The sequence below is a fragment of the Ascidiaceihabitans sp. genome (genome assembly GCF_039986515.1).
Taxonomy (GTDB): domain Bacteria; phylum Pseudomonadota; class Alphaproteobacteria; order Rhodobacterales; family Rhodobacteraceae; genus Ascidiaceihabitans.
In genome coordinates this window covers 115,528-141,665 of record NZ_JBDWQO010000012.1, presented here as the reverse complement: position 1 = coordinate 141,665, position 26,138 = coordinate 115,528, and the positions used below count along the sequence as shown (strand labels likewise).

General features: G+C 56.9%; 27 protein-coding genes and 1 pseudogene. 14 read left to right on the top strand and 14 right to left on the bottom strand.

What is annotated here, in order from left to right:
* The 12 genes and pseudogenes from hisD to ABJL60_RS11715 all read left to right on the top strand — a co-directional run bounded on the left by hisD (position 1) and on the right by ABJL60_RS11715 (position 10,291).
* A complete protein-coding gene (gene hisD, locus ABJL60_RS11770; protein ID WP_348375554.1) occupies positions 1–1,329 on the top strand; it encodes a histidinol dehydrogenase in 1,329 nt (442 codons plus the stop codon).
* A gap of 75 nt (positions 1,330–1,404) precedes the next feature.
* Complete coding sequence (locus ABJL60_RS11765) at positions 1,405–2,451, top strand: ester cyclase (RefSeq protein ID WP_348375552.1); 1,047 nt, start codon at positions 1,405–1,407, stop codon at positions 2,449–2,451.
* On the top strand, positions 2,448–3,209 hold the full coding sequence (locus tag ABJL60_RS11760; protein WP_348375550.1) for an SDR family oxidoreductase: 762 nt from the start codon (positions 2,448–2,450) through the stop codon (positions 3,207–3,209). The genes ABJL60_RS11765 and ABJL60_RS11760 overlap by 4 nt, the downstream gene beginning before the upstream one ends.
* Positions 3,209–4,228 (top strand): LacI family DNA-binding transcriptional regulator, encoded by a 1,020-nt coding sequence (locus ABJL60_RS11755; RefSeq protein WP_348292190.1) that lies wholly within the window; start codon positions 3,209–3,211, stop codon positions 4,226–4,228. The genes ABJL60_RS11760 and ABJL60_RS11755 overlap by 1 nt, the downstream gene beginning before the upstream one ends.
* Before the next feature lie 101 nt (positions 4,229–4,329).
* Positions 4,330–4,730 (top strand): annotated as a pseudogene (locus ABJL60_RS11750) (nuclear transport factor 2 family protein); the annotation flags it as partial.
* Positions 4,723–5,703 (top strand): ester cyclase, encoded by a 981-nt coding sequence (locus ABJL60_RS11745; RefSeq protein ID WP_348375548.1) that lies wholly within the window; start codon positions 4,723–4,725, stop codon positions 5,701–5,703. The pseudogene ABJL60_RS11750 and the gene ABJL60_RS11745, both read left to right, overlap by 8 nt.
* A 6-nt stretch (positions 5,704–5,709) precedes the next feature.
* Entirely contained in the window at positions 5,710–6,336 is a 627-nt protein-coding gene (locus tag ABJL60_RS11740) for a pyridoxamine 5'-phosphate oxidase family protein (protein WP_348375546.1), read from the top strand.
* On the top strand, positions 6,333–7,298 hold the full coding sequence (locus ABJL60_RS11735) for a cupin domain-containing protein (protein WP_348375544.1): 966 nt from the start codon (positions 6,333–6,335) through the stop codon (positions 7,296–7,298). The genes ABJL60_RS11740 and ABJL60_RS11735 overlap by 4 nt, the downstream gene beginning before the upstream one ends.
* Positions 7,286–7,897, top strand: a complete 612-nt coding sequence (locus tag ABJL60_RS11730) for a class I SAM-dependent methyltransferase (protein ID WP_348375542.1) — start codon at positions 7,286–7,288, stop codon at positions 7,895–7,897. Before ABJL60_RS11735 ends, ABJL60_RS11730 begins: the two co-directional genes overlap by 13 nt.
* A gap of 10 nt (positions 7,898–7,907) precedes the next feature.
* Positions 7,908–9,035, top strand: a complete 1,128-nt coding sequence (locus ABJL60_RS11725; protein WP_348289140.1) for a cobalamin-independent methionine synthase II family protein — start codon at positions 7,908–7,910, stop codon at positions 9,033–9,035.
* Entirely contained in the window at positions 9,035–9,727 is a 693-nt protein-coding gene (locus tag ABJL60_RS11720) for an RraA family protein (RefSeq protein ID WP_348375540.1), read from the top strand. Before ABJL60_RS11725 ends, ABJL60_RS11720 begins: the two co-directional genes overlap by 1 nt.
* A 96-nt stretch (positions 9,728–9,823) precedes the next feature.
* Entirely contained in the window at positions 9,824–10,291 is a 468-nt protein-coding gene (locus ABJL60_RS11715; RefSeq protein ID WP_348375538.1) for a CIA30 family protein, read from the top strand.
* Here the strand turns inward: ABJL60_RS11715 and ABJL60_RS11710 are convergent.
* The 10 genes from ABJL60_RS11710 to ABJL60_RS11665 all read right to left on the bottom strand — a co-directional run bounded on the left by ABJL60_RS11710 (position 10,288) and on the right by ABJL60_RS11665 (position 20,681).
* On the bottom strand, positions 10,288–11,520 hold the full coding sequence (locus tag ABJL60_RS11710; protein ID WP_348375536.1) for a mandelate racemase/muconate lactonizing enzyme family protein: 1,233 nt from the start codon (positions 11,518–11,520) through the stop codon (positions 10,288–10,290). The two genes, ABJL60_RS11715 and ABJL60_RS11710, sit on opposite strands and share 4 nt — an antisense overlap.
* Positions 11,521–11,621: 101 nt before the next feature.
* Entirely contained in the window at positions 11,622–12,713 is a 1,092-nt protein-coding gene (locus ABJL60_RS11705) for a Zn-dependent alcohol dehydrogenase (protein WP_348318616.1), read from the bottom strand.
* An 80-nt stretch (positions 12,714–12,793) separates the two neighbouring features.
* Entirely contained in the window at positions 12,794–14,005 is a 1,212-nt protein-coding gene (locus ABJL60_RS11700; RefSeq protein WP_348291593.1) for a TCR/Tet family MFS transporter, read from the bottom strand.
* Positions 14,006–14,008: 3 nt separating this feature from the next.
* Entirely contained in the window at positions 14,009–15,331 is a 1,323-nt protein-coding gene (locus ABJL60_RS11695) for a lyase family protein (RefSeq protein ID WP_348375535.1), read from the bottom strand.
* Positions 15,332–15,334: 3 nt separating this feature from the next.
* Positions 15,335–16,123, bottom strand: a complete 789-nt coding sequence (gene pcaD, locus ABJL60_RS11690; RefSeq protein WP_348291598.1) for a 3-oxoadipate enol-lactonase — start codon at positions 16,121–16,123, stop codon at positions 15,335–15,337.
* A gap of 45 nt (positions 16,124–16,168) precedes the next feature.
* Positions 16,169–17,011: an aminoglycoside phosphotransferase family protein gene (locus ABJL60_RS11685; protein WP_348375533.1), complete on the bottom strand. Its 843-nt coding sequence runs from the start codon at positions 17,009–17,011 to the stop codon at positions 16,169–16,171.
* On the bottom strand, positions 17,004–18,203 hold the full coding sequence (locus ABJL60_RS11680) for an endonuclease/exonuclease/phosphatase family protein (RefSeq protein ID WP_348375531.1): 1,200 nt from the start codon (positions 18,201–18,203) through the stop codon (positions 17,004–17,006). The genes ABJL60_RS11685 and ABJL60_RS11680 overlap by 8 nt, the downstream gene beginning before the upstream one ends.
* A 1-nt stretch (position 18,204) precedes the next feature.
* Positions 18,205–19,179, bottom strand: coding sequence for a threonine/serine dehydratase (locus tag ABJL60_RS11675; protein ID WP_348375599.1), 975 nt, complete (start codon positions 19,177–19,179; stop codon positions 18,205–18,207).
* Positions 19,176–19,994 (bottom strand): alpha/beta hydrolase, encoded by an 819-nt coding sequence (locus ABJL60_RS11670; protein WP_348375529.1) that lies wholly within the window; start codon positions 19,992–19,994, stop codon positions 19,176–19,178. The genes ABJL60_RS11675 and ABJL60_RS11670 overlap by 4 nt, the downstream gene beginning before the upstream one ends.
* On the bottom strand, positions 19,995–20,681 hold the full coding sequence (locus ABJL60_RS11665) for a haloacid dehalogenase type II (protein ID WP_348375527.1): 687 nt from the start codon (positions 20,679–20,681) through the stop codon (positions 19,995–19,997). It lies immediately after the preceding gene.
* Positions 20,682–20,835: 154 nt separating this feature from the next.
* On the opposite strand from ABJL60_RS11665, the gene ABJL60_RS11660 reads away from it, so the two are divergent.
* Positions 20,836–21,264: a peptidylprolyl isomerase gene (locus tag ABJL60_RS11660; RefSeq protein ID WP_108827686.1), complete on the top strand. Its 429-nt coding sequence runs from the start codon at positions 20,836–20,838 to the stop codon at positions 21,262–21,264.
* 66 nt (positions 21,265–21,330) lie between these two features.
* On the opposite strand, the gene ABJL60_RS11655 is transcribed toward ABJL60_RS11660, so the two are convergent.
* From ABJL60_RS11655 to fabB, 3 genes are all read right to left on the bottom strand, one after another.
* Positions 21,331–21,687 carry a hypothetical protein gene (locus tag ABJL60_RS11655; protein ID WP_348375525.1) on the bottom strand — a complete coding sequence of 119 codons (357 nt, stop codon included), beginning with the start codon at positions 21,685–21,687 and terminating at the stop codon, positions 21,331–21,333.
* A gap of 105 nt (positions 21,688–21,792) precedes the next feature.
* Positions 21,793–22,584 carry an enoyl-ACP reductase gene (locus ABJL60_RS11650; RefSeq protein WP_108827688.1) on the bottom strand — a complete coding sequence of 264 codons (792 nt, stop codon included), beginning with the start codon at positions 22,582–22,584 and terminating at the stop codon, positions 21,793–21,795.
* 11 nt (positions 22,585–22,595) lie between these two features.
* Complete coding sequence (gene fabB, locus ABJL60_RS11645) at positions 22,596–23,825, bottom strand: beta-ketoacyl-ACP synthase I (RefSeq protein ID WP_348291614.1); 1,230 nt, start codon at positions 23,823–23,825, stop codon at positions 22,596–22,598.
* A gap of 353 nt (positions 23,826–24,178) precedes the next feature.
* Between fabB and ABJL60_RS11640 the strand changes: the two genes are divergently transcribed.
* Entirely contained in the window at positions 24,179–25,357 is a 1,179-nt protein-coding gene (locus ABJL60_RS11640; RefSeq protein ID WP_348375597.1) for an ammonium transporter, read from the top strand.
* A gap of 93 nt (positions 25,358–25,450) precedes the next feature.
* Here the strand turns inward: ABJL60_RS11640 and fabA are convergent, their stop codons facing one another.
* The gene (gene fabA / locus ABJL60_RS11635; protein WP_348290535.1) at positions 25,451–25,960 is read right to left on the bottom strand and encodes a bifunctional 3-hydroxydecanoyl-ACP dehydratase/trans-2-decenoyl-ACP isomerase; all 510 of its coding nucleotides are present in this window, start codon (positions 25,958–25,960) and stop codon (positions 25,451–25,453) included.
* Positions 25,961–26,138 lie beyond the last annotated feature (178 nt).

Sequence of the window (26,138 nt, the reverse complement as noted above, 5' to 3'; positions counted from 1 at the left end):
ATGACAATTCAACATTTGAAAACGGCGAAATCGGATGCAGAGCGGGCACAAGATGATGCCAAAACGCGCGCAACGGTAGAGGCGACATTGGCCGATATCGAGGCGCGAGGCGACGTAGCTGTGCGTGAGCTGTCAGAGAAATTCGACAATTATTCGCCGGCATCGTTCAAATTGTCCCAAACACAGATCGATGATCTGATTGCGCAACTGACACCACGCGAACTTGCGGATATCAAGTTTGCCCAAGCTCAGGTGCGAAACTTTGCGCAAGCTCAACGCGATTCCATGCTTGATATCGAAGTGGAAACGATGCCGGGCGTGATTTTGGGGCACAAGAATATTCCGGTACAATCCGTGGGCTGTTATGTGCCTGGCGGTAAATTCCCGATGGTCGCGTCTGCACATATGTCCGTCGCCACGGCGTCCGTTGCCAAGGTGCCGCGCATCATTGCCTGCACACCGCCGTTCAAAGGCAAACCAAACCCTGCCGTGATCGCCGCCATGCACATGGGCGGTGCCCATGAGATTTACGTGATGGGTGGCATTCAGGCGATTGGTGCTATGGCTTTGGGCACTGAAACCATTGATCCCGTGCATATGCTTGTGGGGCCGGGCAACGCCTTTGTGGCAGAAGCCAAACGACAGTTGTTTGGCCGCGTCGGCATCGATTTGTTTGCAGGCCCAACAGAAACCATGGTGATTGCCGATGACACCGTCGACGCCGAACTATGTGCTACAGATTTGTTGGGGCAGGCCGAACACGGCTACAATTCGCCTGCGGTTTTGTTGACCAATTCGCGCAAACTTGCAGATGAAACGCTGATGGAGATCGAAAGAATTTTGAAAATTCTTCCCACCGCCGATACCGCCCGCGTGTCTTGGGATGAATACGGCGAAGTGATCCTATGCGACAGCTACGAGGAGATGTTGGCCGTGGCCGACGATATCGCATCCGAGCATGTTCAAGTCATGACAGACCGCGATGATTGGTTTTTAGAGCATATGACCTGTTACGGGGCATTGTTTCTTGGGGCCCGCACGAACGTGTCCAATGGTGATAAAGTGATTGGCACCAACCACACACTGCCCACCAAAAAGGCAGGGCGCTATACGGGTGGCCTTTGGGTTGGTAAGTATCTGAAAACGCACAGCTATCAAAAGATCACAACGGATGAAGCTGCGGCGGAAATCGGCGCCTATGGATCGCGATTGTGCATGTTGGAGGGTTTTGTCGGTCATGCTGAACAATGCAACGTGCGTGTGCGTCGGTATGGTGGTGTGAATGTTCCATACGGTGAAGGCGCCCCTGCGCGTGATGCGGCGGAATGATACCCCAAGGGGGCTCTGCCCCCATTCGGGCCTGCGGCCCTCTTTCCCCCGGGATATTTTAGGCAAGAAGAAACCATGGATCCTGTGACACATCATAAAGACCTTATCGCGCCTTGGCGCGCGGCGCTTTATGATTTTGACTTGGTGGGTGCACGTGCGGCTTTGCACAGGCTTTGTGATGCTGATGTCGTGTTCAACCTGTCCTTTCCTTTTGAGACGATCCACGGTGTTGATGCCTTTTTCGATCGTGTGTTTGTTCCGTTGGCTGCAGCATTTGAAGGACTGGAAGCCCGCGACTATATTCGTGTGGGCGGCCCTACAGACGAAGGCGCACATTGGGTCGGGTGTGCGGGGTCTATTCTGGGGCGGTTTTGTCAACCTTGGCTTGATATTCCCGCCTCAGGGCATTTGGCCCATATGCGGTATCATGAATTCTACCGCTTCGAAGGTGGTAAAGTCGTTGAGGTGCAAGCGCTTTGGGATCTTCCCGAACTGATGATGCAAGCGCAGGCATGGCCCATGGCCCCGGGGTTGGGGCGTCATTGGCATGTGCCGGGTCCTGCCACGCAAGATGGATTAAGGCCTGGGCCTTATGTCCCTGAAACGTCCCAAGACAGCTGCCGTCATGTTCTTGAAATGCTTGAGTTTCTGGTGAAACACCCCAGTGAAGGCGGGCCAGAGGTTATGCAAGCCGATCGCTTCTGGCATCCAAATATAAACTGGTACGGGCCAGCGGGCATTGGGTCTTCACGGGGCTTTGACGCCTTTCGCAATTGGCACCAGATCCCGTTTTTGGCCGCCATGCCGGATCGCGGACAATACCCTGATGAGGCGCATTTTCACTTCTTTGGTGATGGCCCTTACGTGGCAGTGACCGGGTGGCCGAACATGGTGCAGACCCTGACTGGTGACGGGTGGATGGGAATTGCGCCTGCGGGCGCCAAGATATCTCTGCGTAGCCTTGATTTTTGGCGTATTGAGAACGGATTGATCCGTGAAAACTGGGTCTTGGTTGATTTGCTAAGCCTGTATGATCAGATCGGTGTAGATGTTTTTGCCCGCATGCGGGAATTCAACAAAGCGCGGATTGGATTTGATCCGCAGACAGGACGCAGCCTATGACCCATCTTCCCCGTACCCCTTCGTTCGATTTGACCGGCAAACGTGCCTTGGTCACGGGCGCATCCTCTGGCATTGGTCTTGGATGCGCTGTGGCGTTGGCCGAGGCGGGTGCGCATGTTGTTTGTGCGGCGCGGCGCGCTGACGTGTTGCAAGCCTCTGTTGATGCGATGCGCACGCAAGGGTGGTCTGCGGAGGCCATGGCCTTGGATCAGGTCGATTTGGCGTCTTTGAGCGCGGCGATGGAAGATCCCTTTGATATTGTTCTGAACTCTGCCGGGCTGGCGCGTCATTCGGCGGCTGTCGATACCACCCCGGACGACTATGATGCCGTGATGGATGTGAACGTCAAAGCCGCGTATTTTCTGTCCAGCTATGCGGCCAAGGCTATGATCGCGGCGGACCGTTCGGGATCCATTATCCATATCTCAAGCCAGATGGGACATGTGGGTGGGCCGGAACGCGCCGTCTATTGCGCGTCAAAACACGCCATTGAAGGCATGATCAAATCCATGGCGATTGAATGGGGCAAACAAGGCATACGCATCAATTCGATCTGCCCGACCTTTATAAGAACCCCCCTGACAGCCCCCACCTTTGATGATCCGGACCGGTTGGCGTGGGTTATGTCAAAGATCAAATTGCCCCGCGTCGGCGAGGTGTCGGACATAATGGGGGCTGCGTTGTTTCTGGCGTCTGACGCCTCTGCCATGGTGACGGGCACTTCGATGTTGATTGATGGGGGTTGGACAGCCGACTGATGCCCGAAAAAGTCACCTCATTCGATGTTGCGGTTAAAGCGGGTGTGTCGCGGTCGGCTGTCAGCCGTGTCTTCACGCCCGGGGCTTCGGTGTCCAAAACAACGGCGGAGAAGGTGCGTCTGGCGGCCCGTGAACTGGGGTATCGCCCGAATGTTCTGGCGCGGTCCCTGATTACGGGGCGGTCGCGGATCATCGGGCTGGTGGTGGCCTATCTTGAAAACCAGTTCTATCCGGATGCCATTGAACGCCTAAGCCGCGCATTGCAGGAACGCGGCTATCATGTGTTGGTCTTTATGGCTGCAAACTCGGGCGCGGAAACTGATGAGGTGATGGAAGAAATCCTTGACTATCAGGTGGATGGCATAATCGTGGCGTCAGTTGGCATGTCCAATGATCTGACGCGCCGCTGCGAGGCCGCAGGCATTCCGATTGTGTTGTTTAACAGGGATCAGGACGATGCACGTTTGTCTTCGGTGACGTCGGACAACCATGCAGGAGGGCGGCGTCTGGCCGAGTTTCTTGTTGCAGGTGGGCACACCCGCATCGCCCATATCGCAGGCTGGGAAGAGGCATCCACACAGCGCGATCGCGAAGCCGGATTTCTGGCGGGACTTCAGGAGGCAGGGCAAAAACTGTTTGCGCGCAGTGTTGGCGGTTTCAATTTTGAACAGGCGAAAACCTGCGCCCGCGACATGTTCGCCCAAGACATATGTCCCGATGCGGTTTTTGTGGCCAATGACCACATGGCATTTGCGGTGATGGATGTATTGCGCTTTGAACTGGGATTGCGTGTGCCGGAAGATGTTTCTGTGGTGGGCTATGACGATGTGACGCTGGCGGCATGGCCCAGCTATGCGCTGACAACGGTGCGCCAACCCGCAACACGGATGGCCGAGGCCGCCGTGGAAATTTTGATGGACCGGCTGCAAGGCCATTCCGACACAGCGCGGCAAATCGTTTTGGACGGACCATTGCAGGTGCGCGGGTCTGCGCGCGTACCAAAAGGATCAAAAGCATGAGCTTGTTTGGCGGGAAATGTGCGGATGTACCGGACTATATTCTGGGCGCCACCAAAGAGATCTGGGAAGACCGCCACATCCACACGCCAGGCGCCTACTACGGGGCGGATATAGCGGCGGTTTCGCGCGAATACGACCGCGCCGTTATGTCATTTTATCCCGGTGGGGATGTGGGGTATGGCCGCGATCCTGTGGATCAATTCTGGATGTCTCTTCGTGCCAGTTTTCCGGACGCCATATTCAAAATCGACCACGCCATCGGCCGGCATGATCCGTCCATGCCGCCGCGTGCGGCGCTGCATTGGAGCTTGAGCGGAACCCATTCAGGGTGGGGGCTTATGGCGCACCAACAGGCGCGCAGGTCCACATAATGGGGATCAACCATGCAGATTTTGGCAGTCTGGGGGCCGCCGATTTGACCATCCGACAGGAACATACACTGATAGATGACACCGCGATCTGGAAGCAGATCCACTTGCACACAGGATTGCACGATGACTGAAAGTTTTGACGGGTTTTCCCAGCGCTGGGCAGATTTTCCTGACTATATTCTGGGGATCACTTCAGAAATCTGGGAAGGGCGCGGGATAGGCACTTTGCACGACTATTACGCAAAGGATGTGGTGATGCGCTTTCCCAACGCGTTGGTCACTGGGAACGCGGCCGTGATGTCGGGCACGATGGCCACGTTGGTGGAATTTCCCGACCGTGAATTGCTGGGCGAGGATGTGATCTGGTCGGGGGACGCGGACACCGGATATCTGAGCTCGCATCGCATCATCACCACAGGCACACATACCGGCCACGGCGTCTTTGGTGCGCCAACGGGAAAACGCTTTGCCATTTCGGTCATTGCGGATTGCGCTGCAAAGGAAAACACTATTTTCGACGAATGGCTGATCCGCGACTACGGCGGTTTGGTCAAACAGCTTGGATTTGATCAAAAGGAATTTGCACGTCAAAGCATCGAGGATGAAGGGGGGGCAGAGGATTGCGTCAAACCCTTCACGCCGGATCAGGACATTGACGGCGGCTATCATGGGCGTGGGAACGACAACGCCTATGGGGCACGATATGCCGACCTTTTGACGCGTATCATGGCATTTGATTTTAACGTGATCCGCGACGAATATGACCGTGCGGTTCTGGCGGAATACCCCGGGGCCACGACAGTGCGCGGCACAGGCGGGGTTGAGGCGATGTGGATGGGGCTGCGGTCCTCTTTTCCGGATGCCAAATTTGAAATTCATCACCAGATTGGCCGCGAAGACCCGATGATGTCACCGCGTGCTGCATTGCGCTGGTCGTTGACGGGCACCCATTCCGGTTGGGGGGCATTTGGCAAACCAACAGGGGCGCCGGTGCATGTCATGGGGTTAAGCCATGCAGAATTCGGCCCTTGGGGATTGCGCCGCGAAACAGCGCTTTATGATGAAATCTCGATCTGGAAACAGATCCTGATGCACACAGGGTAAGCTGGAATGTCACGCTACGACGAAATGATGTTCACCCCTGCCGTGGAAGCGCGGCAAGCCGGTATTGGTGCAAAAGGCAAGTTTGCATCGCGCTACCGGCAGCCGGAACGCTTCAATATCGGCGCGGATGAAATGGATTTTCTGTTGTCACGTACCACGCTTTACATCGCCACGGTCTCGGAGACGGGGTGGCCCTATATTCAGCATCGTGGCGGGCCGTTGGGGTTCATCAAGCAATTGGGGGACACACAGGTGGGCTTTGCCGATTACCGCGGCAATCGCCAGCTGGTTTCGGCGGGCAATCTCGACAAGGATGATCGCGTGTCGATTTTTGCCATGGACTATGCCCGTAAAAACCGTCTGAAGCTGCAAGGGCATGCGCAGATGCTGAGTATTGAAGACAACCCCGAACTGGCCGCGCAACTGACGTTGATGGATCACCCTGCGCCCGAACGCTTGATGGTGATCGACATCGCCTCTTACGACTGGAATTGCCCCAAATACATCACGCCCCGGTTTGACACAGGTGAGATGACACAATTGATCGGCCCCGAAATCAGCCGCCTTGAAACCCGTATCGCAGAGCTTGAGGCGGAAAACGCTGCTTTGCGCAATGAAGGACCCCAAAAATGACCCCAGCCGAAATGGAAACCCGCATCGTGCGTTACGGCGATCTGCAACCTTGCAAAACCGCCTTTATTGATGCGCATACGCCCGGGTCCGATCAAAAGGAAAACTTCACGATCATTGGCGGTGGGGTGTCGGAATCGCCGGACCAGCATGTGCACATCGGCATTCCGCACGGCTTTAACATCGGTGCTGCCGGCCAACCGCCCAAATGCCGCAATTCCCTACATGACCACCACACCGCCGAAGCGTTTTTTGTGCTAAAAGGCCGGTGGCGTTTCTTTTGGGGCCGGTACGGCGATGCAGGTGAGGTGACGTTGGAAGAAGGCGACATTTTTAATATCCCGACGGGCATCTTTCGCGGCTTTGAGAACATCGGCACCGACTACGGCATGATCATGGCCATCCTTGGCGGTGATGACGCGGGCGGCGGGGTTATGTGGGCGCCTCAGGTCATTCAGGATGCGGCTGAACACGGTCTGGTTCTGGGCGAAGATGGCAAACTTTACGACACCAAGCGCCAACAGAAACTGCCAGCGGGTGTGGCCCCGATGGCGGTGATGTCAGATGCGGAATTGGCCAAGCGCCCCGAACCGACAACACGCGATGTCTTGCCCAATCATGTGGCGCGCTATCTGGACATGATGGCGCTGGCGGACCGGAAACCGGTCAAAGTGATTGGAGAACACGGGCTGCTGCGTGACAAGCCGGGCTTTGAGGTCGATTTCATCACGCGCGGCTCCGCGACAGCGGCAAAGCACATGCATAAAATGCCATCCGTGTTGATGCCCATGCGCGGGCACTGGCGTGTGGACTGGGATGGGGGCAGTGCGACCTTGGCCCCCGGCGACACGATGAGCGTTCCGGAAAACGTGGCACATTCGGTTGTGCCGTCCATGACGGGCGAAGCATCCTTGTATCACATTGTGGCCACCGGTGATCCTGCGGGGCTGACATGGCAGGGATAGACGCGGATCCAAACGACACCCACGGCGTCTACGAACGGCAGGCGGCGCTCTATGATGCGCAGCGCTCAAAGGCGTTGTTCGAGGCGCGCTGGCTGGCGCGATTTACCGCAGCTTTGCCTGCGGGCGGGCAAGTTCTGGATCTTGGGTGCGGCACGGGCGAGCCGATTGCCCGTTGGTTTATGGCTGAAGGGTTTGATGTCACCGGCGTGGATTTTTCCAACGCCATGCTGGACATCGCCAAAAAACGCTGGCCCGACGGTGACTGGCGCACCGGCGATTTGCGCAGTTTTGAATTGGCGGAACGCTTTGATGGAATCGTGGCGTGGGACAGCTTTTTCCACCTGACAGCAGACGACCAGACCGCCTGCATCGCGCGTATGGCCCGACATTTGAAACCGGGCGGCACGTTGATGCTGACTGTGGGGCCAGATGTCGGCGAAGCGTCAGGAATGGTGGGGGGCGAAACCGTCTACCACGCGTCGTTGTCCCCGGCAGGTTACGCGACCTGTCTGGAAGACAATGGCCTCAGATTAACCGGATTTCTGGCAGAAGACCCAGAAACGAACCGTCACACTGTATTGATGGCACGCAAGACTTGAAGGACACACCATGACAATTCTTACAACTTCCGTAGGGTCCATGCCGCGCGAACAAGAGGTGGTGGATTTCATCTTCGCCCGCGAAAATGGCACAGCCTTTGACCAAGGTGCATTTGACGCCTGTATGACCCGCAACGTGTCGGCCACTGTGGGCCGCCAAGTGGCATCTGGCGTGGATATCGTCAGCGACGGCGAAACGTCCAAGATCTCTTATGCGACCTACGTCAAGGACCGCTACACAGGTTTTTCCGGTGACAGCCCCCGCAACGCGCCTGCCGACCTCAAACAATTCCCGACCTTTCTGAAACGTCTGGCCGATGATGGTGGCACCCCCCAATACGCACGCCCGATGTGCACGGGGGATGTCGTGTCCAAGGGGCAGGACGAGCTGAACAAGGACATCGCAAACCTGAAAGCTGCTATGGCAGAGCACGGGGCAGGGCGCGGCTTTATGAATGCGGCCTCACCTGGCGTGATTTCGCTGTTTTTGCAAAACGATCACTACAAAACGCGCGATGCGTATTTGGCCGCCTTGGCCGATGCGATGAAACAGGAATATGAAACGATCGTGGCGGCGGGCCTTGATTTGCAGTTGGATTGTCCGGATCTGGCCTTGTCACGCCACATGCTGTTCAACGACCTGTCGGACGCGGAGTTCTTGAAAATCGCCAACGGTCATGTCGAGGCCCTGAACCACGCCCTGCAAGACGTGCCGGAAGAAAAAGTGCGTATTCACATCTGCTGGGGCAACTATGAAGGGCCACATGTTTGCGACATTGGCATGGACAAAGTGTTCGATACCCTGATGTCCGCCAAGGCACGCTATGTTTTGTTTGAAACGTCGAACCCGCGCCATGCGCACGAATGGACTGTGTTCCGCGACCGCAAAGGCGATATTCCCGATGGCAAAGTGCTGGTGCCGGGCGTCGTCGACACCACCACCAACTTCGTGGAACACCCAGAAGTCGTGGCCCAACGCATCGAGCGCTTTACAGGCATCGTCGGCAAGGACCGTGTGATTGCAGGCTCTGACTGCGGTTTTGGCACATTTGCAGGATACGGTGCGGTTGATCCAGAAATCGCCTATGCCAAGTTGAATTCATTGTCCGAAGGGGCGGCCTTGGCCGCCGCCCGCTGATGGACGCCGCACTGGTTGAGCTTTTGCGCTCTGTCGATACGCCGACGGTGTGTAATGCAATTGAAACGGCCCAGGGCCAGCGCGGGTTCAACGCGTTCACACGGGGCACAATGCTGGCGTCCGATCCGTCTGGCGTCATGGTCGGTTACGCCCGCACCGCCCGCATTCGTGCTTTGGCCCCACCGCAAGAGCCAGCGGATGTCATCAGGGAGCGGCGCATGGCCTATTACAAATACATGTCCGAAGGACCACGCCCCGGTGTCTGTGTTGTGCAGGATCTGGACGTGCCCGCGGCCATCGGCGCCTATTGGGGCGAGGTCAATACCAACGTTCACAAAGCGTTCGGGCTGTCGGGCACATTGACAGACGGTGTCATGCGCGACCTTGGCGATGTGGCCGAAGGTTATCCTGTGGTGGCGGGGTCCATCGGACCAAGCCACGGGTTTGTGCATGTGGTGGATTTTGATGCACCGGTGCGCATCCACGGCATGGATGTGGCCCCCGGCGATCTGGTCCATGCCGATCGCCACGGTGGTGTAGTGGTGCCAACAGATGTGATCCCAAAGCTGGCCGATGCAATTGCGTCTATGATGCGGGCGGAAAAGATCGTGTTTGATGCTGTCAAAGGCAAACAAATCACCTTCGCAGAGTTTGAAACCGCTTGGGCTGCATTTGAAGCCGCACGCACGTAATGCTTTGGGGCTAAAGCCATGCACATAACGCGTCGCGCACTGTTGTCACTAGGTTTGGCTGCCAGCGCAACATGGGTCACAGGACAGGAGGCCACAATGAACATCGATGCAGATTGGGAATATGTGGCTGACCGTGTGATGGGTGGGGTCAGCGCAGGGGCATTGCAGGTTGATGATGTGGGTGGCCGCCGTGCGCATCGTTTAACAGGGGACGTATCGACACAAAACAACGGTGGCTTCATTCAGATGGCGTTTGACCTCGGGGATGCGGAGGTGTTCGACGCAAGCTCGTGGACTGGAATAGAAATCGACGTTTTCGGAAACGATGAAGTCTACGACATACGCTTGCGTACGGATCAATTGACGCGGCCATGGCAGTCGTTTCGCGCCACTTTCAACGCACCACGGCAATGGACAACTGTGCAGGTGCCATTCACTTCGTTTGAAGCCAACAAAACGGATGAGATTTTTGATCCGGCACGTTTGCGCCGGATCGGTGTGCTGGCGTATGGGCGTGACTTCAAAGCGGATGTTGCGGTGTCGCAGATCCGCTTTTATCGCTAGTCGCGCGGTGCGGGGGCACCGCCCTCGAAATTGTTCCCGTTGGTGTAATCACAGGGGTCCTCACGCATCTCCAGATGAAGATGATCGCCAGTATAGGGATGTGCACGCGCCAGATCTTCGTCCACATCAATCCCCAACCCCGGCGTCTGTGGTGGGGTAATGTACCCGTCTTCCACTCGAATAGTTCCTTTGATCAGTTGATCATGAAAGTCCGTTTCGATGGTCTCGCACATCAAAATATTGGGAATGGATGCGGCCAAATGGACATTTGCAGCCCACTCAACGGGACCTGCATAAAGATGCGGCGCCATTTGGGCGTTATACACCTCGGCCATGGCCGCTACTTTTTTCATTTCCCAAATGCCGCCAGCGCGACCTAAAGCGGGTTGCAGAATCGTGGCGGCGCCAGAGCGCAAGACCGGAGCGAATTCTGCCTTGGTGGTCAAACGTTCACCAGTGGCGATGGGAATGGACACTGCGCCGGCAACCTTTGCCATCTCGGCGACATTGTCCGGGGGAATGGGCTCCTCATACCAAAGCGGCGCATAAGGTTCTAGGGCTTTGCCCAAGCGGATGGCGCCTGCGGTGGAAAACTGACCATGGGTGCCAAACAGCAAATCGGCTTTGTCGCCGACTGTGCCACGAATGGCCGCGCAAAAAGCCACGGACTGGGAAATATCAGACATAGCAGGCATATGACCACCGCGCAGGGTGTAAGGGCCTGCGGGGTCAAATTTGATGGCGGTAAAGCCTCGGGCCACGCAATCAGCGGCGGATTCAGCGGCCATTTCAGGGGACGACCAGAACTCTGCCAGATCATGATGGGGCAGTGGATAAAGGTAAGTGTAGGCCCGTATCCGGTCGTTCATGCGTCCGCCCAGCAGGGCATAGACTGGACGATCACGGGCCTTGCCCAATATGTCCCAACAGGCGATTTCAAGACCTGAAAACGCACCCATAACGGTCAAATCGGGACGTTGTGTGAAACCGGAAGAATATGCCCGACGAAACATTAGTTCGATGTTTTCTGGATTTTCGCCACGCATATGACGGTCAAATACATCCTCGACGACAGCTGTCATCGCAACAGGCCCAATGGAGGATGCGTAACATTCACCCCAACCAACAATACCGGTGTTTGTCGTTACCTTGACCAATATCCAATACCGCCCGCCCCAACCGGGGGCAGGGGGGGCTGTTACAATCACGTCCAGATCAACAAGCTTCAAAACAAATCCCTTTTCATCTCGCTAGATAAACCTCGGGGGTTTGGGGGCAGAGCCCCCATGATAAAAATAGTGTGGGGGCTTGCCCCCGCGGATCGGACGCGTCAGCGGTCGAAGACAATGACGTTGCGCCGCGCAGCACCGGTTTTTGTGTCGGCGATGGCCTCGTTGATCTGATCCAAAGACCAGCGCCCCGAAATCAGTTCATCCAACTTCAGACGCCCCTGCAAATACAGATCGACCATCCATGGAATGTCGCGTTGAATAACGACGTCTCCCATTTTCGATCCGATCATGCCCTGGCCAACAGCGGCCAGCATGACGGGTTCAAATTCAGCTGTAGCACCGGAATGGGGCATGCCAACCATAATGACTTTGCCGCCTCTGCCCAAATATTTGGGCGCGTCATTATAGGCCGGTATCGCGCCAACGGTCACAATCACAGCATCGGCGCCACGCCCGCCAAGGGCTTTGTAGGAGGCACGCCAAGGCTTGCTTGAGGTCGCCAAGATGCCATGGGTTGCCCCGAATTCCGTGGCAACGTCCAGTTTCTCTTCGGACATATCAACGGCGATGATGCGCCGCGCACCGGCAATGCGCGCACCTTGGATGGCGTTCAGCCCTACGCCGCCTGCACCAATGACAACCACATCCTGACCAGCCCGCAGGCCCGCAGAATTGACGACAGCACCTACGCCTGTGATGACGCCGCAGGCAATCAAGCTGGCAGTGTCTTTGGGAATGTCAGGCGAGATTTTAACAACTTGTCTTTGATCCACCACAACTTTTTCCGCAAAGCCACCGGTGGCCATAGCCTGATGCAGTTTGCCACCATCAACGGTTTGAATGGGCCCATGGTCACCATCATAGGGCGTTTCGCAATTGGTGGGGGCACCGCCTGCACAGCTGGGGCAAGTGCCGCAGGCGCGGATCAAGGTGACGACGACGCTGTCGCCTTTTGAAAGCCCGCTGATGCCATCACCCAAGCCTGTAACAATGCCCGCGGCCTCATGGCCATAAACGGCCGGCAGCGATCCCCCCCACGCGCCGCCCGCAAAGGAGATATCGGAATGGCAAATGGCCACAGCATCCAAAGTGACTTCGACTTCACCCATTTGGGGCGCGCGAATGTGGATGTCTTCTACGGTCAGTGCTTCGCCAAATGCGTGGCACACGGCGGCTTTGATCTTTTGCATGTCAGGTCCTTTGTCTGCGTTAGACTTAGGCTGGCCGTACTGGGTGTGTTCTGCAAGATGAAATTCGACAGGATGTGCCGTTAATCGTCTGTGACGCGGCGTGCCATGTTCGAACGCATGAAAACAATCAAAGCCAGCACCATCAACACAGCCGACAACAAGAAGGGCGCGCCAGGCATATACACGGGCGTGCCATCGCGGGTGAAAAAGGCGAATGTCGCGCTCATCACCGAATAGGACAAAATCATTGCAACCGCTGATGCCGACGTCAGCGCCCCTTGCAACTCACCCTGCTGGTCGTCGCCGACGGCTTTGGACATGATGCCCTGCAATGCCGGAGTGATCACCCCCGCAATCGACGCCAAGGGTGTCAGGATCAGTGCCAATGTGCCGGAGGTCACGAAAGCCAGCGCGGTAAAGGCCATGACGTCGAAGATATGGCCGTAAATCACAGTGCCCCGTTCCCCGAATATCCGCAAAATCGGACGGATCAAGCCGCCTTGAACAATGGCCAGCATGATCCCGAATAAGGCCAGTGACAGGCCGATCATGGCAGGGTCCCAATCAAAGCGGGCTTTGCCGAAATAGCTCCAGATTGCGGGGTAGACGCCGAAGGCAACTTGATAGATGAAATAGACAAACAACAGCTTTCGAATGCCCGGGAACTGCCCCAACGCTTTGAATGCGCCAAACGGATTGGCACGCGCCCAGCGAAAAGGGCGTCTGATCTTATCCGTGACCGTTTCCTTCAGCACAAAATACCCGAATGCAGCATTCAACGCCGCCAAAGCTGCGGCTGCGTAAAACGGTGCACGCGTCCCAAATTCTGCCAGCAGGCCGCCGATGATCGGTCCCAATACAAAACCGATGCCGAAGGCTGCACCAATCAAACCAAAGTTGGCAGCCTTGTCTTCAGGCTTCGAGATGTCGGCAATATAGGCGTTCGCTGTGGAATGTGTCGCGGCTGTAATTCCGCCCACAATTCGACCAACCAACAGCAACCAGATTGATCCAGCCACTGCCATAACAATGTAGTCCGCTGCCATCACCACCAACGACACCAGCAAAACAGGCCGTCGCCCGAAACGGTCGGACAACCCGCCTATGACCGGTCCAAACAAGAATTGCATCACGGCAAATGACGTGGACAAAACACCCCCCCAGATCGCGGCATTGGCCAACGATCCGCCTTGCACTTCGGTCAGAAGATCCGGCATGACTGGCATGATCAATCCGATACCCATGGCGTCGATGACAACGGTGATCATGATGAAAATAAGGGGCAGGCGCATATCTTACAAATCTCTCACAGCACGTGCAAAAGTCACGGCATCCGTCGGGGCCAACCCCAAATTCTCGTGTGGCGTGAACAAGGCTTTGTCCAGCTGCGGGTGGGCTTTGATTGCCAAGTCCCGCAACGGAATGTTTTGCGCACGCGCTGCGGTACATAGGTCTTTGGTCGCGGTTTGGGCTTCGGGTCGTGACATGTGGGCGGCCAACGCAAAGCTTAGGGCCTCTGCATGGATCAACCCGATGGGATCAAAATGCGACGCCATTGTCGCGACATCGGGTTCAAAGCCCTGCGCCATTCCTTTTGCCTGTGTTGCGGCCGAAGCTGTGCTGAGAACGATTTGCGGCAAAGCAAGCCATTCTGCAAACCAGGCCGCCCCATCGCGTTGATGCTGGTGCTGGGCTGCGGTTTGCATGGTGGCCCGCAACCCTGTGACATGGTGTGACAAGGCCACCAGCACAGACGGCACAACAGGGTTCTGTTTTTGCGGCATGGTTGAGGATGACCCGGCACCGCTCAAATGTACTTCACCCACTTCTGTGGCGGTCAATCCCAGCAACGTCTGTCCCATTGCCCCCAACGCCGCCACAACCCGCACCATCCAGTCCACGATCCGCAAAATTGGGGCGCGGTCTGTGTGCCAACTGCGACGCGGGTCTTGCAGCCCGAGTGCTTTGGCAAGATCAGCCCGCATTTGCGCGGCGTCCGACCCCAAGGCGCTGGCTGTGCCCGCCGCACCGCTTAACGACACCCAAAGCGACGTTGCGCGTAAATTGTCCAACTCTGCCAAGGCGTCCAACAGGGGATGGCCGAAGGCTGCAACCACAGCACCCCAACTGGTTGGCGTCGCGTGTTGACCATAGGTGCGTGCAGGCATTGGCGTCCGCGCGTGGGTCTCTGCGTGATCCGCCAAAGCGGTCAAAATGGCGCGTATGTCAGTTTCAATCACGCCAAGTGCCTGACGCAGGCGCAACATCAAACTTGTGTCGATGATATCCTGACTGGTGGCGCCCCAGTGGACGTAAGCACTGTGTTCGGGGGCCTGCATTTCGCTGCGCAACAATGCGACCAGCCCGGGTACACTGACACCGTTTTGGCCCGTGGCCTGCGCCAAAGCACCGGGATCCAGTTGGACTTCCAGACTGGCGCGGTGAATGGCAGCGCCGCTCAGTTCCGGTATCACGCCCATGGCCCCTTGAACCTTGGCCAATGCGCCCTCAACCAGAACCATAGCGCGCACGTCGGCGCTGTCGGTGAACAGGCGCCCTGCGTCCGCGCTTGGGAAAAGCTGCGCGTAAAGCGGGCTGTCGAAAACTGAAGCAGCCATTGTTCAGATATGCCCTGTGGCACGCATGAAGTCGGTCAGCACCTTGGCGAATTCTTCGGGCTTTTCGACACAAGGCAAGTGGCCGGTGCCTCGGATCAGGTGGAACTGGCTGCCGGGGATCAAATTCACGGTCTCGCGCACCATATCCGGGGGCGTCGAACCATCTTCGTCCCCTGCGATGCCCAAGGTCGGCAGGCGCAAACCGGAGGTCGGGGTGAAAAAGTCAGTGCCGGAAATCGCAGCAGAGCAACCGGCGTATCCGGTGTCACTTTGCTGGGCCAGCATGTTGCGCCACAACTCAACTTGTGGGCCTGCGCAAAAAGCACGGCTGAACCAGCGTTCCATCACGGCATCGGCAAGGCTTTCGACCCCGCCTTTTTTCACGGCATCAATGCGGTCTGCCCACATGTCTTTGGTGCCGATCTTCGCAGCCGTATTGGACAGCACCATGGCACGCATCAGGTCCAACCGTTTCACGGCCAGACCTTGCGCGATCATGCCGCCGATAGACAATCCGACGAACAGCGCGTCTTTAAAGCCATGCAAATCCATCAAGGCTTCGGTGTGCCGCACAAGCGATCCCATCGTGTAAGGCGCTGGCGGGCAGGAACTTAGCCCATGGCCGGGCTTGTCAAAGCGCAAAATCCGCAGCCCTTCAGGCAGCAAAGGCAGAATAGGATCCCACAGGCGCATGTCGGTGCCCAAAGAATTGGCAAAGACCACCGGTGCACCGTCTGCAGGTCCATCAATGCGGTAGTGCAGGCGCACATCGCCCAAGTCTGCCAGTTCCATAACCCGTCCCTTTCCGTGGTCGTATCGCATCCCGTTACAAACCAGTTATACGTCTTTCAAGAGCAACGAAAGCAGGTCGCTTTCCAAGTCGTCGCGTAAATGGCCTTTGCTGCGCCATGCGATGGACAATGCACATTTGACAGCGGCCCATGCGCGTAGATGATCTTCGGCCACGCCAAAAGCACTGGCCCAAGTCTGTGCCAAAAATGCGATGCGCTGGGGATCGCGTTGAATGGCCGCGGCACCTTTTGGATTGCGAAAACCGTTGGCCAGCTCATAGGCCTTGTCGCCGACGACGCCTTTGGCATCAAACGCACAATAGCCGCGTGATGTTCCGCGTATGTTGTCGTGATGCAGATCGCCGTGCAAAACGCATGTATCGCGGGGCGCCGACAGTAAGGTTCTGGCGATGGATTGGCATTTCAGCACATCGCTTTTCAACGGTGCGGGGCATTCGGAGGCGAATTTCAGTTGAAACAGCGCATCAAGCCAGTCTGACACCAAGGGCAACCCTTTGGCGGACATGCCGGATGCGCCGTGCAAACGCCGTGCAACGTCCACCAGATGATGTGCTGCGACGGCGTCTTGCCCGGACCGGGTTAGATCCCCCAGATGTGGCCCGCTTAACCATTCTGACAGGATGATACCGGGCGCTTCGTCGTAGATCATGGCGGCACCGGTGCCGTTCAGATGACGCAAAAACGCAACCCCGTGGGTTTCGTTGCCCATGCGGCCCTGATGATAGACTTTCAAAGCAGCCTGATCGCCGTTGGCCCGTGTCACGCGCCAAATTTTGGCAATACCTGTTTCCGTGACAAACATCGGATTTTTGAGCCGGAACCGCCGTAAAAGCGCAGGATCGACAAGGGCGGGGCGTGGCTTAGCCACGCGAATCCTCCGCAGGGCCAATGCGCATATGAGCGATGATTTGGCCGTGATCCGAGGCCAGTTTGTTGTAGGGTGCCTCTGGGTGGCTGCCGTCTGTCAGGTGGTCGTTCAAGACGCTGAAATACTCCATCTCACCGATGCTGCCTGGGGCGTCCGCCATAAAGTGGCGGGACATATAAAGCTGGTCGATGCTTTCGAACGTGCCGCCAAAGGCAGAGGTGTACACCATATCACGCGCGGATTTGCGCACGAATTGTTTTTCGGCCGAATGCAGGCGCACACGTTCGATATCTTCTGTGATTTGAAGGTTCTCGGCGTCAGAATAGCGGTCACGCGGGGTCTGCGCGTCATGACGCAGCATCCATGCATAGTTTTTGAATGGCACCTCGCCGCTGATAATTTCCGAACTGACGGCGTGTTCGCCATCATTGAAGTCGCCCATAACCATGACGGGATTGCCTGCGTGCAGTTCTTCAACGATCAAACGGCGCAAAACGCAAGCCTCTGCCATACGGCGCATGGCGGCACGCATCGCCCCCATGGCGCGACCCACAGGATCGTATTGCGTCAGGTCCGCTTCGGGCGGGAAAGATGCGCCTTCGGGGCGGTCAAATTCACCCAGCTTGGATTTCAGATGGCAGTTGAACACGGTAATCACCTGATCGCCCACAGGCACGCGCACCTTCAGGATGGGGCGCGACAGGCGGCGCAACACATAGGACCCTTCCTGAGACGACCCCGCCCAAGTGATCGGCGCATCTGACAAATCCTGAATGATCTGGGGTTGTCCAACAAACCCGAACCGCGACAGGATCGCGACGCCGGGGCGGCGCGCGCCAGGGCCGCCATCATTCAAATTTGGGGCCACAGCCAAAGCTGCATCGGTGTAGGGGGTGTAGGCCAGCTTGCGAAAAATGGCTTTGCGGCGATAGCGTTTGTTGCGCCCCGGAATATGGGCCGCGTTGCCTTCGATCCCTTCGGCGTCGGCCTCGGCAATCACATTGCGCAGCGACTTTTCGTCGAAGATTTCCTGAAAGCCCACAATGTCGGCGTCCATCGTTTGAAGTTGCTCAGCCAGCCAGTCTGCTTTCCAAGCGTATTCTTCGGGCGTGTATTTTTGAAAGCGGTAATATTCCTGATCAGGCCCGATCAGATTTTTTACATTGAAGCTGGCGATGGTGAATTGAGTCATTTCAAGATCCGAACTTGGTAAGGGCAGATTGGAACATAGCGGCATCGACGTTGCCGCCCGAGATGGTGACGATCACGTCATCGCCTTCAATTTGGTCAGTGCGAAAGAGGGCCGCAGCAAGGGCGGCTGCCCCCCCGGGTTCCGCCACAACCTTCAAACGGGAAAAGGCCAAAGCCATCGCATGACGCGCTTCGTCTTCGCTGATGACAAGGCCGGGACCGCACAAACGCTGCATGATCGGAAAGGTGATGTCGCCCGGTTGTGGCGTGATGATGGCGTCGCATATGTTGCCGGACATTGCGGTGTTGCGCTGAATGGCACCTGTGTTCAGCGATCGTGTAACGTCGTCAAATCCTTCGGGTTCGGCAGGGCGGACACGCATTTGTGGCGCGTCTGCCTCCAGCGCCAAAGCGATGCCGCTGGTCAGGCCCCCGCCGCCGCAACACACGATAACGTCTGCCTGTTCCACACCAACTTGCGCGGCTTGGGCAGCGATCTCTAGGCCGCAAGTGCCTTGGCCAGCAATGACTTGCGGCTCATCAAAGGGTTTGATCAATGTCAGGCCGCGTTCTTTGGACAGGCGCGCCCCGATCTCGTCGCGCTCCTCAGTGGCGCGGTCAAACAAGACCACGTCCGCCCCCAGCGCTTTGGTGTTTTCGATCTTGAGGGCAGGGGCATCCGCAGGCATCACAATAACGGATGAAATGCCATGTTCGCGGGCGGCCAAAGCCACGCCTTGGGCGTGGTTGCCGCTGGAAAACGCGATGACACCGCGTTTGCGCACATCCGGGTCAAGCGCGGAAATAGCTGACCATCCGCCGCGAAACTTGAAGCTGCCAGTATGTTGCAGGCATTCGGGTTTCACCCAAACGCGACGGCCCGCAATGTCGTCCAGAAACGGGGAATTCAGCAGCGGGGTGCGTCGCGCCTTGCCTTCTAGACGTTTGGCCGCGGCGCGGATCATCTCGATGTTCATTGTAAAGTCTCCAGCCATGCGTGCAATGCAGTGACGCTTTCGGGTTCGTCCAGAAACGGGATATGGCCACGTCCGGGCACAGTGTGTGCCATCATCTCAGGATTGCGGGTCTGCATCTTGTCAAAGGTCTGTGCACTTAACAGGTCCGAGCCGCTGCCGCGCAGGCACAACAGCGGTTTGCCTGCCAATGCATCAAAGAAAGGCCAAAGATCGGGAATGTCGCCGCCAGCCTCCACCGCGTCCCGCAGTTTGGGATCGTAGGTGATGTGCAGTTGGCCGTCGCGCATGACGTAGTGCTTGTGGGCTTCCTCTTGCCAGCGGCTTTCTGGCACATTCTCAAAGCCTTTGAGAACATGGGGCAAAGCTTTGGCGATGCTGTCAAATGTGGCGCCGACCGGGTTGCGGCCCAAATAGTCCATGATGCCACTTAGGCCGTCGGGGTCCAGTTCGGGGCCTACGTCATTTAACGCCACACCCAGCAACCGATCGGGTGCAGTTGCGGCCAATCCCATGGCGTTCAATCCCCCGCGGGAGGTGCCCAGTATCGCCACAGCGTCCAAGCCCAGATGATCCAGCAATTCGATCACATCGCGGCATTCCACCGGCAAAACATAGTTCTGCCAGTTCGGGTCCCAGTCAGACTGGCCGCGCCCACGATAGTCCATCCGGATCAGGCGCACAGACTTCAAGTGCGGTGCGACATAGTCAAAGTCGGCGCCGGTGCGGGTCAGCCCCGCCAAACACAGCAGCGGCAGGCCTGTGCCTTCATCCGTGTAATGCAACGACAGGCCATCGGAGGTGGTGAACTGTGCCATCTACAGACCGCTCAGCTTTGGAATTGTAATCAGGTCAGGCAGTACGTGTTGCGGTGTCCATGGCAGCCGGTCCATAGGTTCGCCTGCGCGGTTGACCCACGCGGTGGTAAAGCCGTACCCCGCTGCACCAGCCGCGTCCCAACCGTTTGAAGACACGAATAAAACCTCGTCTTTTGCGCAGCCGAAATGCGCCCCAACAAGGTCGTACACCCGCGTATCAGGCTTGAAAATGCCGACGCTTTCAACAGACAAACAAATGTCCAAGACGTTTCCGATACCTGCCGATTGCACCGCGCCCTCCAGCATTTTGGGCGACCCGTTGGACAAAATGGCGGTGTTCATGCCGCCGGCCTTCAGGGCGGTTAACATGGCAGGAACCTCTGGATAAGCCTGCAATTCCCAATAGAGGTTCAGCAAACGCGTGCGCAAAGCAGGGTCATCGGCGACGCCCATCTTTTCCAAAGCCCAGTCCAAACCGTCTTGGGTGACCTCCCAGAAATCGGTGTGGGCATTAGAAATCGCGCGCAACCATGTGTATTGCAATTGCTTCTGGCGCCAATGGTCTGCCAGCTGCGGCCAACTGTCTTTGATTTGCGAAAAATCCGGTTCGATTGCGGCTTGGCGGGCTGCGGCTGCCACATCGAAAAGGGTGCCGTAGGCGTCAAAGACGCATGTTGTGATTGCCATCGTTATGCTCCTGTTTGCGAACACAGTTGCATGGGGCGAGGCTGGCGAAAAGGGGTAAGGTGGGGTTTACCCCGCCTGCGCGAACAGGCAAACTGTGCGCAATGACCAGCGGCATCGCAGACGGTGGGCGGAAAGAAACGGGGACACGGGAACCATGGCAGCAATCAAAGACGGCGACACAGTGCGCATTCACTATACAGGCACATTGTTGGATGGATCTGTGTTCGACAGCTCCGAAGGGCGTGACCCGCTGGAATTTGCTGTAGGGTCAGGCCAGATCATCCCGGGCTTGGACGAAGCGTTGCCCGGTATGGACATTGGCGACACCAAAAAGGTGCAAATACCGGTCGAAAAAGCGTATGGGCCAATCAACCCCGAAATGCAGCAGGCCGTACCGCGCGAAGGTATTCCTGATGATATTCCGCTGGAACTGGGTCTGCAGCTGCATATGCAAACGCCAAACGGTCAACCGATGCCAGTGACCGTGGTCGCGATGGACGAGGCGACCGTGACGTTGGACGCCAATCATCCTTTGGCGGGCAAGGATTTGACCTTCGATATTGAAATCGTCAGCGTTAACTAACGCGTCTGGGCGCTGTTTGCGTCAGGAATGGCTTGGATCAAGTGTAAGCTGTGCCTTGGCACGGCTTCACCCACCCACCTTCATCTGCTTCAAAGCGCGGCCAAGCGCGTCGGCTTGCCCTTGTGCCGTTGCACCTTGTGACGGGGTTTGAGTGTTGCGGACACCTCCGCGGTTCACCGTCACCTGGTCCAATGGCATCGTGCGCACTTTTGGGACGCGCAGGTCGGCGTGGCGGGTGGACTGCATCGAACTTTGTTGCACCCACGCCATAATTTGTGCCGTCGCCTCAGGTTGCGTACGTATGAACAACGTAGCCCCTAAGCCCAATGCAAAAAGCGTAACTTTTGACAGCCAACGCGACCGTCTGGCACGCGCGGCGCGGCGGGCCAAAACTTTGTTTTTATAATCATCAGAACCAAACATGCAGAAACTTTGCACCGGCTTTTGGGCCTGAGCATGAAGGGATCATGACAACTTTTTGACAAGGTTAATGGCAGGGCGGACAATTGGCCCGTTGCGTCGAATGGCTCAAAGGTGCTCTTGCTGTGGCATGCCAAGCACGTGAAACCCGCCATCCACGCGAATGATTTCGCCCGTCGTGCAGGCCCCTGCATCAGACGCGAGATAGACAGCCGTGCCACCCACCGCCTCAAGGGTTGCGTTGCCGCGCATGGGGGCGTTCTGGTCCGTGTGTTTGTACGTCTTGCGCGCACCGCCAATCGCCGCACCAGCCAGTGTTTTCATCGGGCCGGGGGAAATGGCGTTGACGCGAATGCCCTCTGGTCCAAGATCATTGGCCAAGTAACGTGTGGCACTTTCAAGGGCGGCTTTGGCCACACCCATGACGTTGTAGTTTGGCACAACGCGGTTTGACCCCAGATACGTCAGCGTCATCAGCGTGCCGCCGTTGTCGATCATCAAAGGATGGGCGCGGCGGGCCACTTCGATGAAGGAATAGGCCGAAATATCCATCGAATGTTTGAAATTCGCGCGGCTGGTGTTCAAAAACCGGCCCGTAAGCTCTGATTTGTCTGAAAACGCGATGGCGTGCACAACAAAGTCGATCGTTGGCCAACGTGCGCCCAAAGCATCAAAAGCCGCATCCAGCGATGCGTCGTCTGTCACATCGACATCAACCATAAAGTCAGATCCAACCGAGGCTGCCAACGGTTCAAGCCGTTTGCCAAACGCTTCGCCCTGATATGTGAACGCCAGTTCCGCACCCGCTTCGGCCATAGCTTTTGCAATGCCCCAAGCGATGGACCGGTCATTGGCGACGCCCATAATCAGGCCGCGTTTTCCTGCAAGTTGGTTCGACATGTTGTGTTCTCTTACCCGTGATATTTCGACAAGATCATGGACCCGTTCGTGCCGCCGAACCCGAAAGAGTTCGTCATCACAGAATCAAGGCCCGCGTTCAGGACGGTTTCAGTTGCAATCTCGGACGCGTCCAGCGCGGGATCGAGCGTTTTGACGTTGATGGAGCCTGCAATAAAGTCATTGTCCAACATCAACAGGCTAAAGATGGCTTCCAACGCACCAGCGGCCCCTTGGGCGTGACCGGTCATTGATTTGGTCGAGGACACCGGTGGTGTGCTGCCTTGCCCGAAGACACGCCGTACCGCTTCGATTTCACCGACGTCGCCCACGGGCGTTGATGTGCCATGCGCGTTGATATAGCCCACTTTGCGGCCCTCTGGCAGGGTTTGCAGCGCAAGGCGCATCGCGCGTTCGCCGCCTTCGCCCGAAGGGGCCACCATATCGTGGCCATCGGACGTCGCGGCGTAACCTGTAACTTCCGCATAAATTTTGGCGCCCCGCGCCAAGGCGTGGTCAAGGTCTTCCAACACAACCATGCCGCCGCCGCCTGAAATCACAAACCCGTCGCGGTCTGCGTCAAACGCGCGTGAGGCTTCGGTTGGTGTGTCATTGTATTTGCTGCTCATTGCGCCCATCGCGTCGAACAGGCAGGACAATGTCCAATCCAGTTCTTCCCCGCCGCCGGCAAACATCACGTCCTGTTTGCCCATCATGATCTGTTCTGCCGCGTTGCCGATGCAATGCAGCGATGTGGAACAGGCCGACGTGATGGAATAGTTGATGCCTTTGATCTTATAGGCCGTCGACAGGTTCGCCGAAATTGTGGACGACATGCATTTTGGCACAGCGAACGGCCCGATACGTTTTGTGGCACCGGTCTTTTCAACCACGTTGTGTGCCGTCAGCATTGCAGATGTGGATGGTCCGCCAGATCCGGCAACAAGCCCGGTGCGTTCATTGACAACCTGATCTTCGGTCAGACCCGCATCCGCGATGGCTTGCCCCATGGCGATATGGGCATATGCGGCACCCGCGCCCATGAACCGCAACGTGCGTTTGTCGACATGTTCGGTAACATCTATCTTGAGTGTGCCTGCAATTTGGCTCCGGAAACCATGCTCTGTCATAGAGGGTGCGGCTTCAATCCCACTGGTTCCGGCTTTCAAAGAGGCGAGGACTTCTGTCGCATTGTTTCCAATCGATGAAACAATGCCCAATCCTGTCACAACAACACGGCGCATGAGCAGTCTCCTTTACGTGGCTTCCAGACTTATAGGACGGCCCTTCATAGGACGGGGCGGGCAAAAGGCGCAAGCTGATAAACCAAGGCGGGAACACGGGTTGGCGTATAAATGGGCGGCACAGCCGAAAAGAGGTGTCGTGCGTTGCGTCAAATATGCACGAAAAACGGTCCTTGAACTGGGAAAGACAGATGTGGGGCGCAGTCATGGGTAAGCCCCCCTCCAAAAACTGAGGGTCCATCCCCTATATGATGTGTTTCAGACCAGCCGTAGCGCAATATCTCTTTTCATGCAGCCAGCGCAGGGATAGGGTCCGGCCAATTAAAGGTATTAAAATGGAACTGGGGGGTTCAATGGAACAAGCGGATACAGCTTGGGTACTGGTCGCGACGGTGCTGGTGTTCTTCATGTCATTGCTGGGACTGGCACTGTTTTATGGCGGCATGGTGCGGTCACGCAATGTGATCAGTGTCTTTATGCAATGCTATGCCGTGGCCTGTGTTGTGGCGATTTTGTGGTATCTCATTGGGTATTCAATCGCTTATGGCGATGCAAATGCCGTGTGGGGTGGTGTTGGCAAAGCCCTTTTGTCTGGTGTGACACTGGACAGTGAAGTTGGCACGCTGCCGGAAATCCTGTTCTTTGCGTTCCAGATGATGTTTGCCATGATCACACCGGCTTTGATCATCGGGGCTTATGCGGAACGGGTGAAATTCGGTTTTGTGATCATGTTTTCCGGCCTTTGGATGATTCTGGTTTACGCGCCTGTGGCCCATTGGGTCTGGGGCGGCGGCTTTTTGTCGGACGGTGGCATCTTTGGCGCGGTTGGTGTCCGGGACTTTGCAGGCGGACTGGTGGTGCACGAAACAGCCGGGATTGCGGCTTTGATCATTGCCATCATCATTGGCCCACGCCTTGATCGCACGCGCGGACCACACAACCCCGGAATGGTGATGATCGGGGCTGCGATGCTTTGGATGGGTTGGCTTGGTTTCAACGGTGGATCACGTTTGGCTGCCGATTCAAGTGCGGCCATGGCGATGACAGTGACCGTGATGTCTGCTGCTGCGGCGTCGCTGACATGGATGTTCTGGGAGACGTGGAAGTTCGGGAAATTCACGCTGGTGGGAATGGTCACAGGCACCATTTCGGGACTGGCCGCGATCACACCTGCATCCGGATATGTCGGGCCGGGATATGCTTTGATGATTGGGTTTGTCGCCGGTATCTTGTGTCAGGAAACAGTGTACTTCTTGCGCGACAAGCTGAATGTCGACGATTCACTGGATGTCTTTGCCGTGCATGGGGCAGGGGGGATATTTGGATCCTTGATGATGGCGGCTGTAGGCGCCGCGTCTTGGGGTGTTCAATTGGGTGGCATCGCCATCGTCGGCGTATACACCATCGCTATGACGCTGGTCGTTGTGTTCTTTTGCAAGGGTGTGACGGGCATCCGCGTCGATGAAGCGACTGAATTGGAAGGCTTGGACACAGCGGTGCATGGGCAGCGTGGGTACGAGCTAAATTCGTAACACCGGTTTGATGTCCAAGACAGTTTTCATCAAAAAGCCCCCGCCGAGGTATCGGCGGGGGCTTTTTAAAGTGTTGCTGGGTGCTGTGCGCAATTAGCTTTCGCTGAGCGCGACCTTCATGTCTGTCACCTGATAGATCACTTCGCCATCAGCTTCGACGATACCGTCTGCCACACCCATCGTCAGGCGGCGCGTCTGGATCGCTTTTTTGAAATCAATTTTATAGGTCAACATTTTGCGTTCGGGGCGCACCATGCCGGTGAGCTTCACTTCGCCCACGCCTAGCGCGTAACCGCGGCCCTGCCATCCGCGCCAGCCCAAATTGAAACCGGTCAATTGCCACAGACCATCAAGGCCCAAGCAACCGGGCATAATCGGGTTGCCAGGGAAGTGGCAGTCGAAGAACCACAGATCGGGTGTGATATCGAATTCGGCCAGCACGTGGCCCTTTCCGTGTTCCCCACCATCTTCAGAGATATCGGTGATCCGATCCATCATAAGCATAGGAGGCATGGGCAATTGCGCATTGCCCGGACCAAACAACTCGCCGCGCGCACATTTCAGTAGGTCGTCCTTGTCAAAGCTGCTGGGGTATTCGGCCATTTTGGCGCGTCTCCTGATCGAAGTTTCGTTAATTCCCTCTAGCATTTGCGCTTGGCGCACTGCAAGGGCGCGCCCGTTGCAGGATGCATAGGATACGTGACGTTGTCGTAGTGTGGCTTTGCCGTGTCGCGCCTTAGTGCATGTTCGTCACAGTGCGGGGGTTTTGAATTGAAAATCA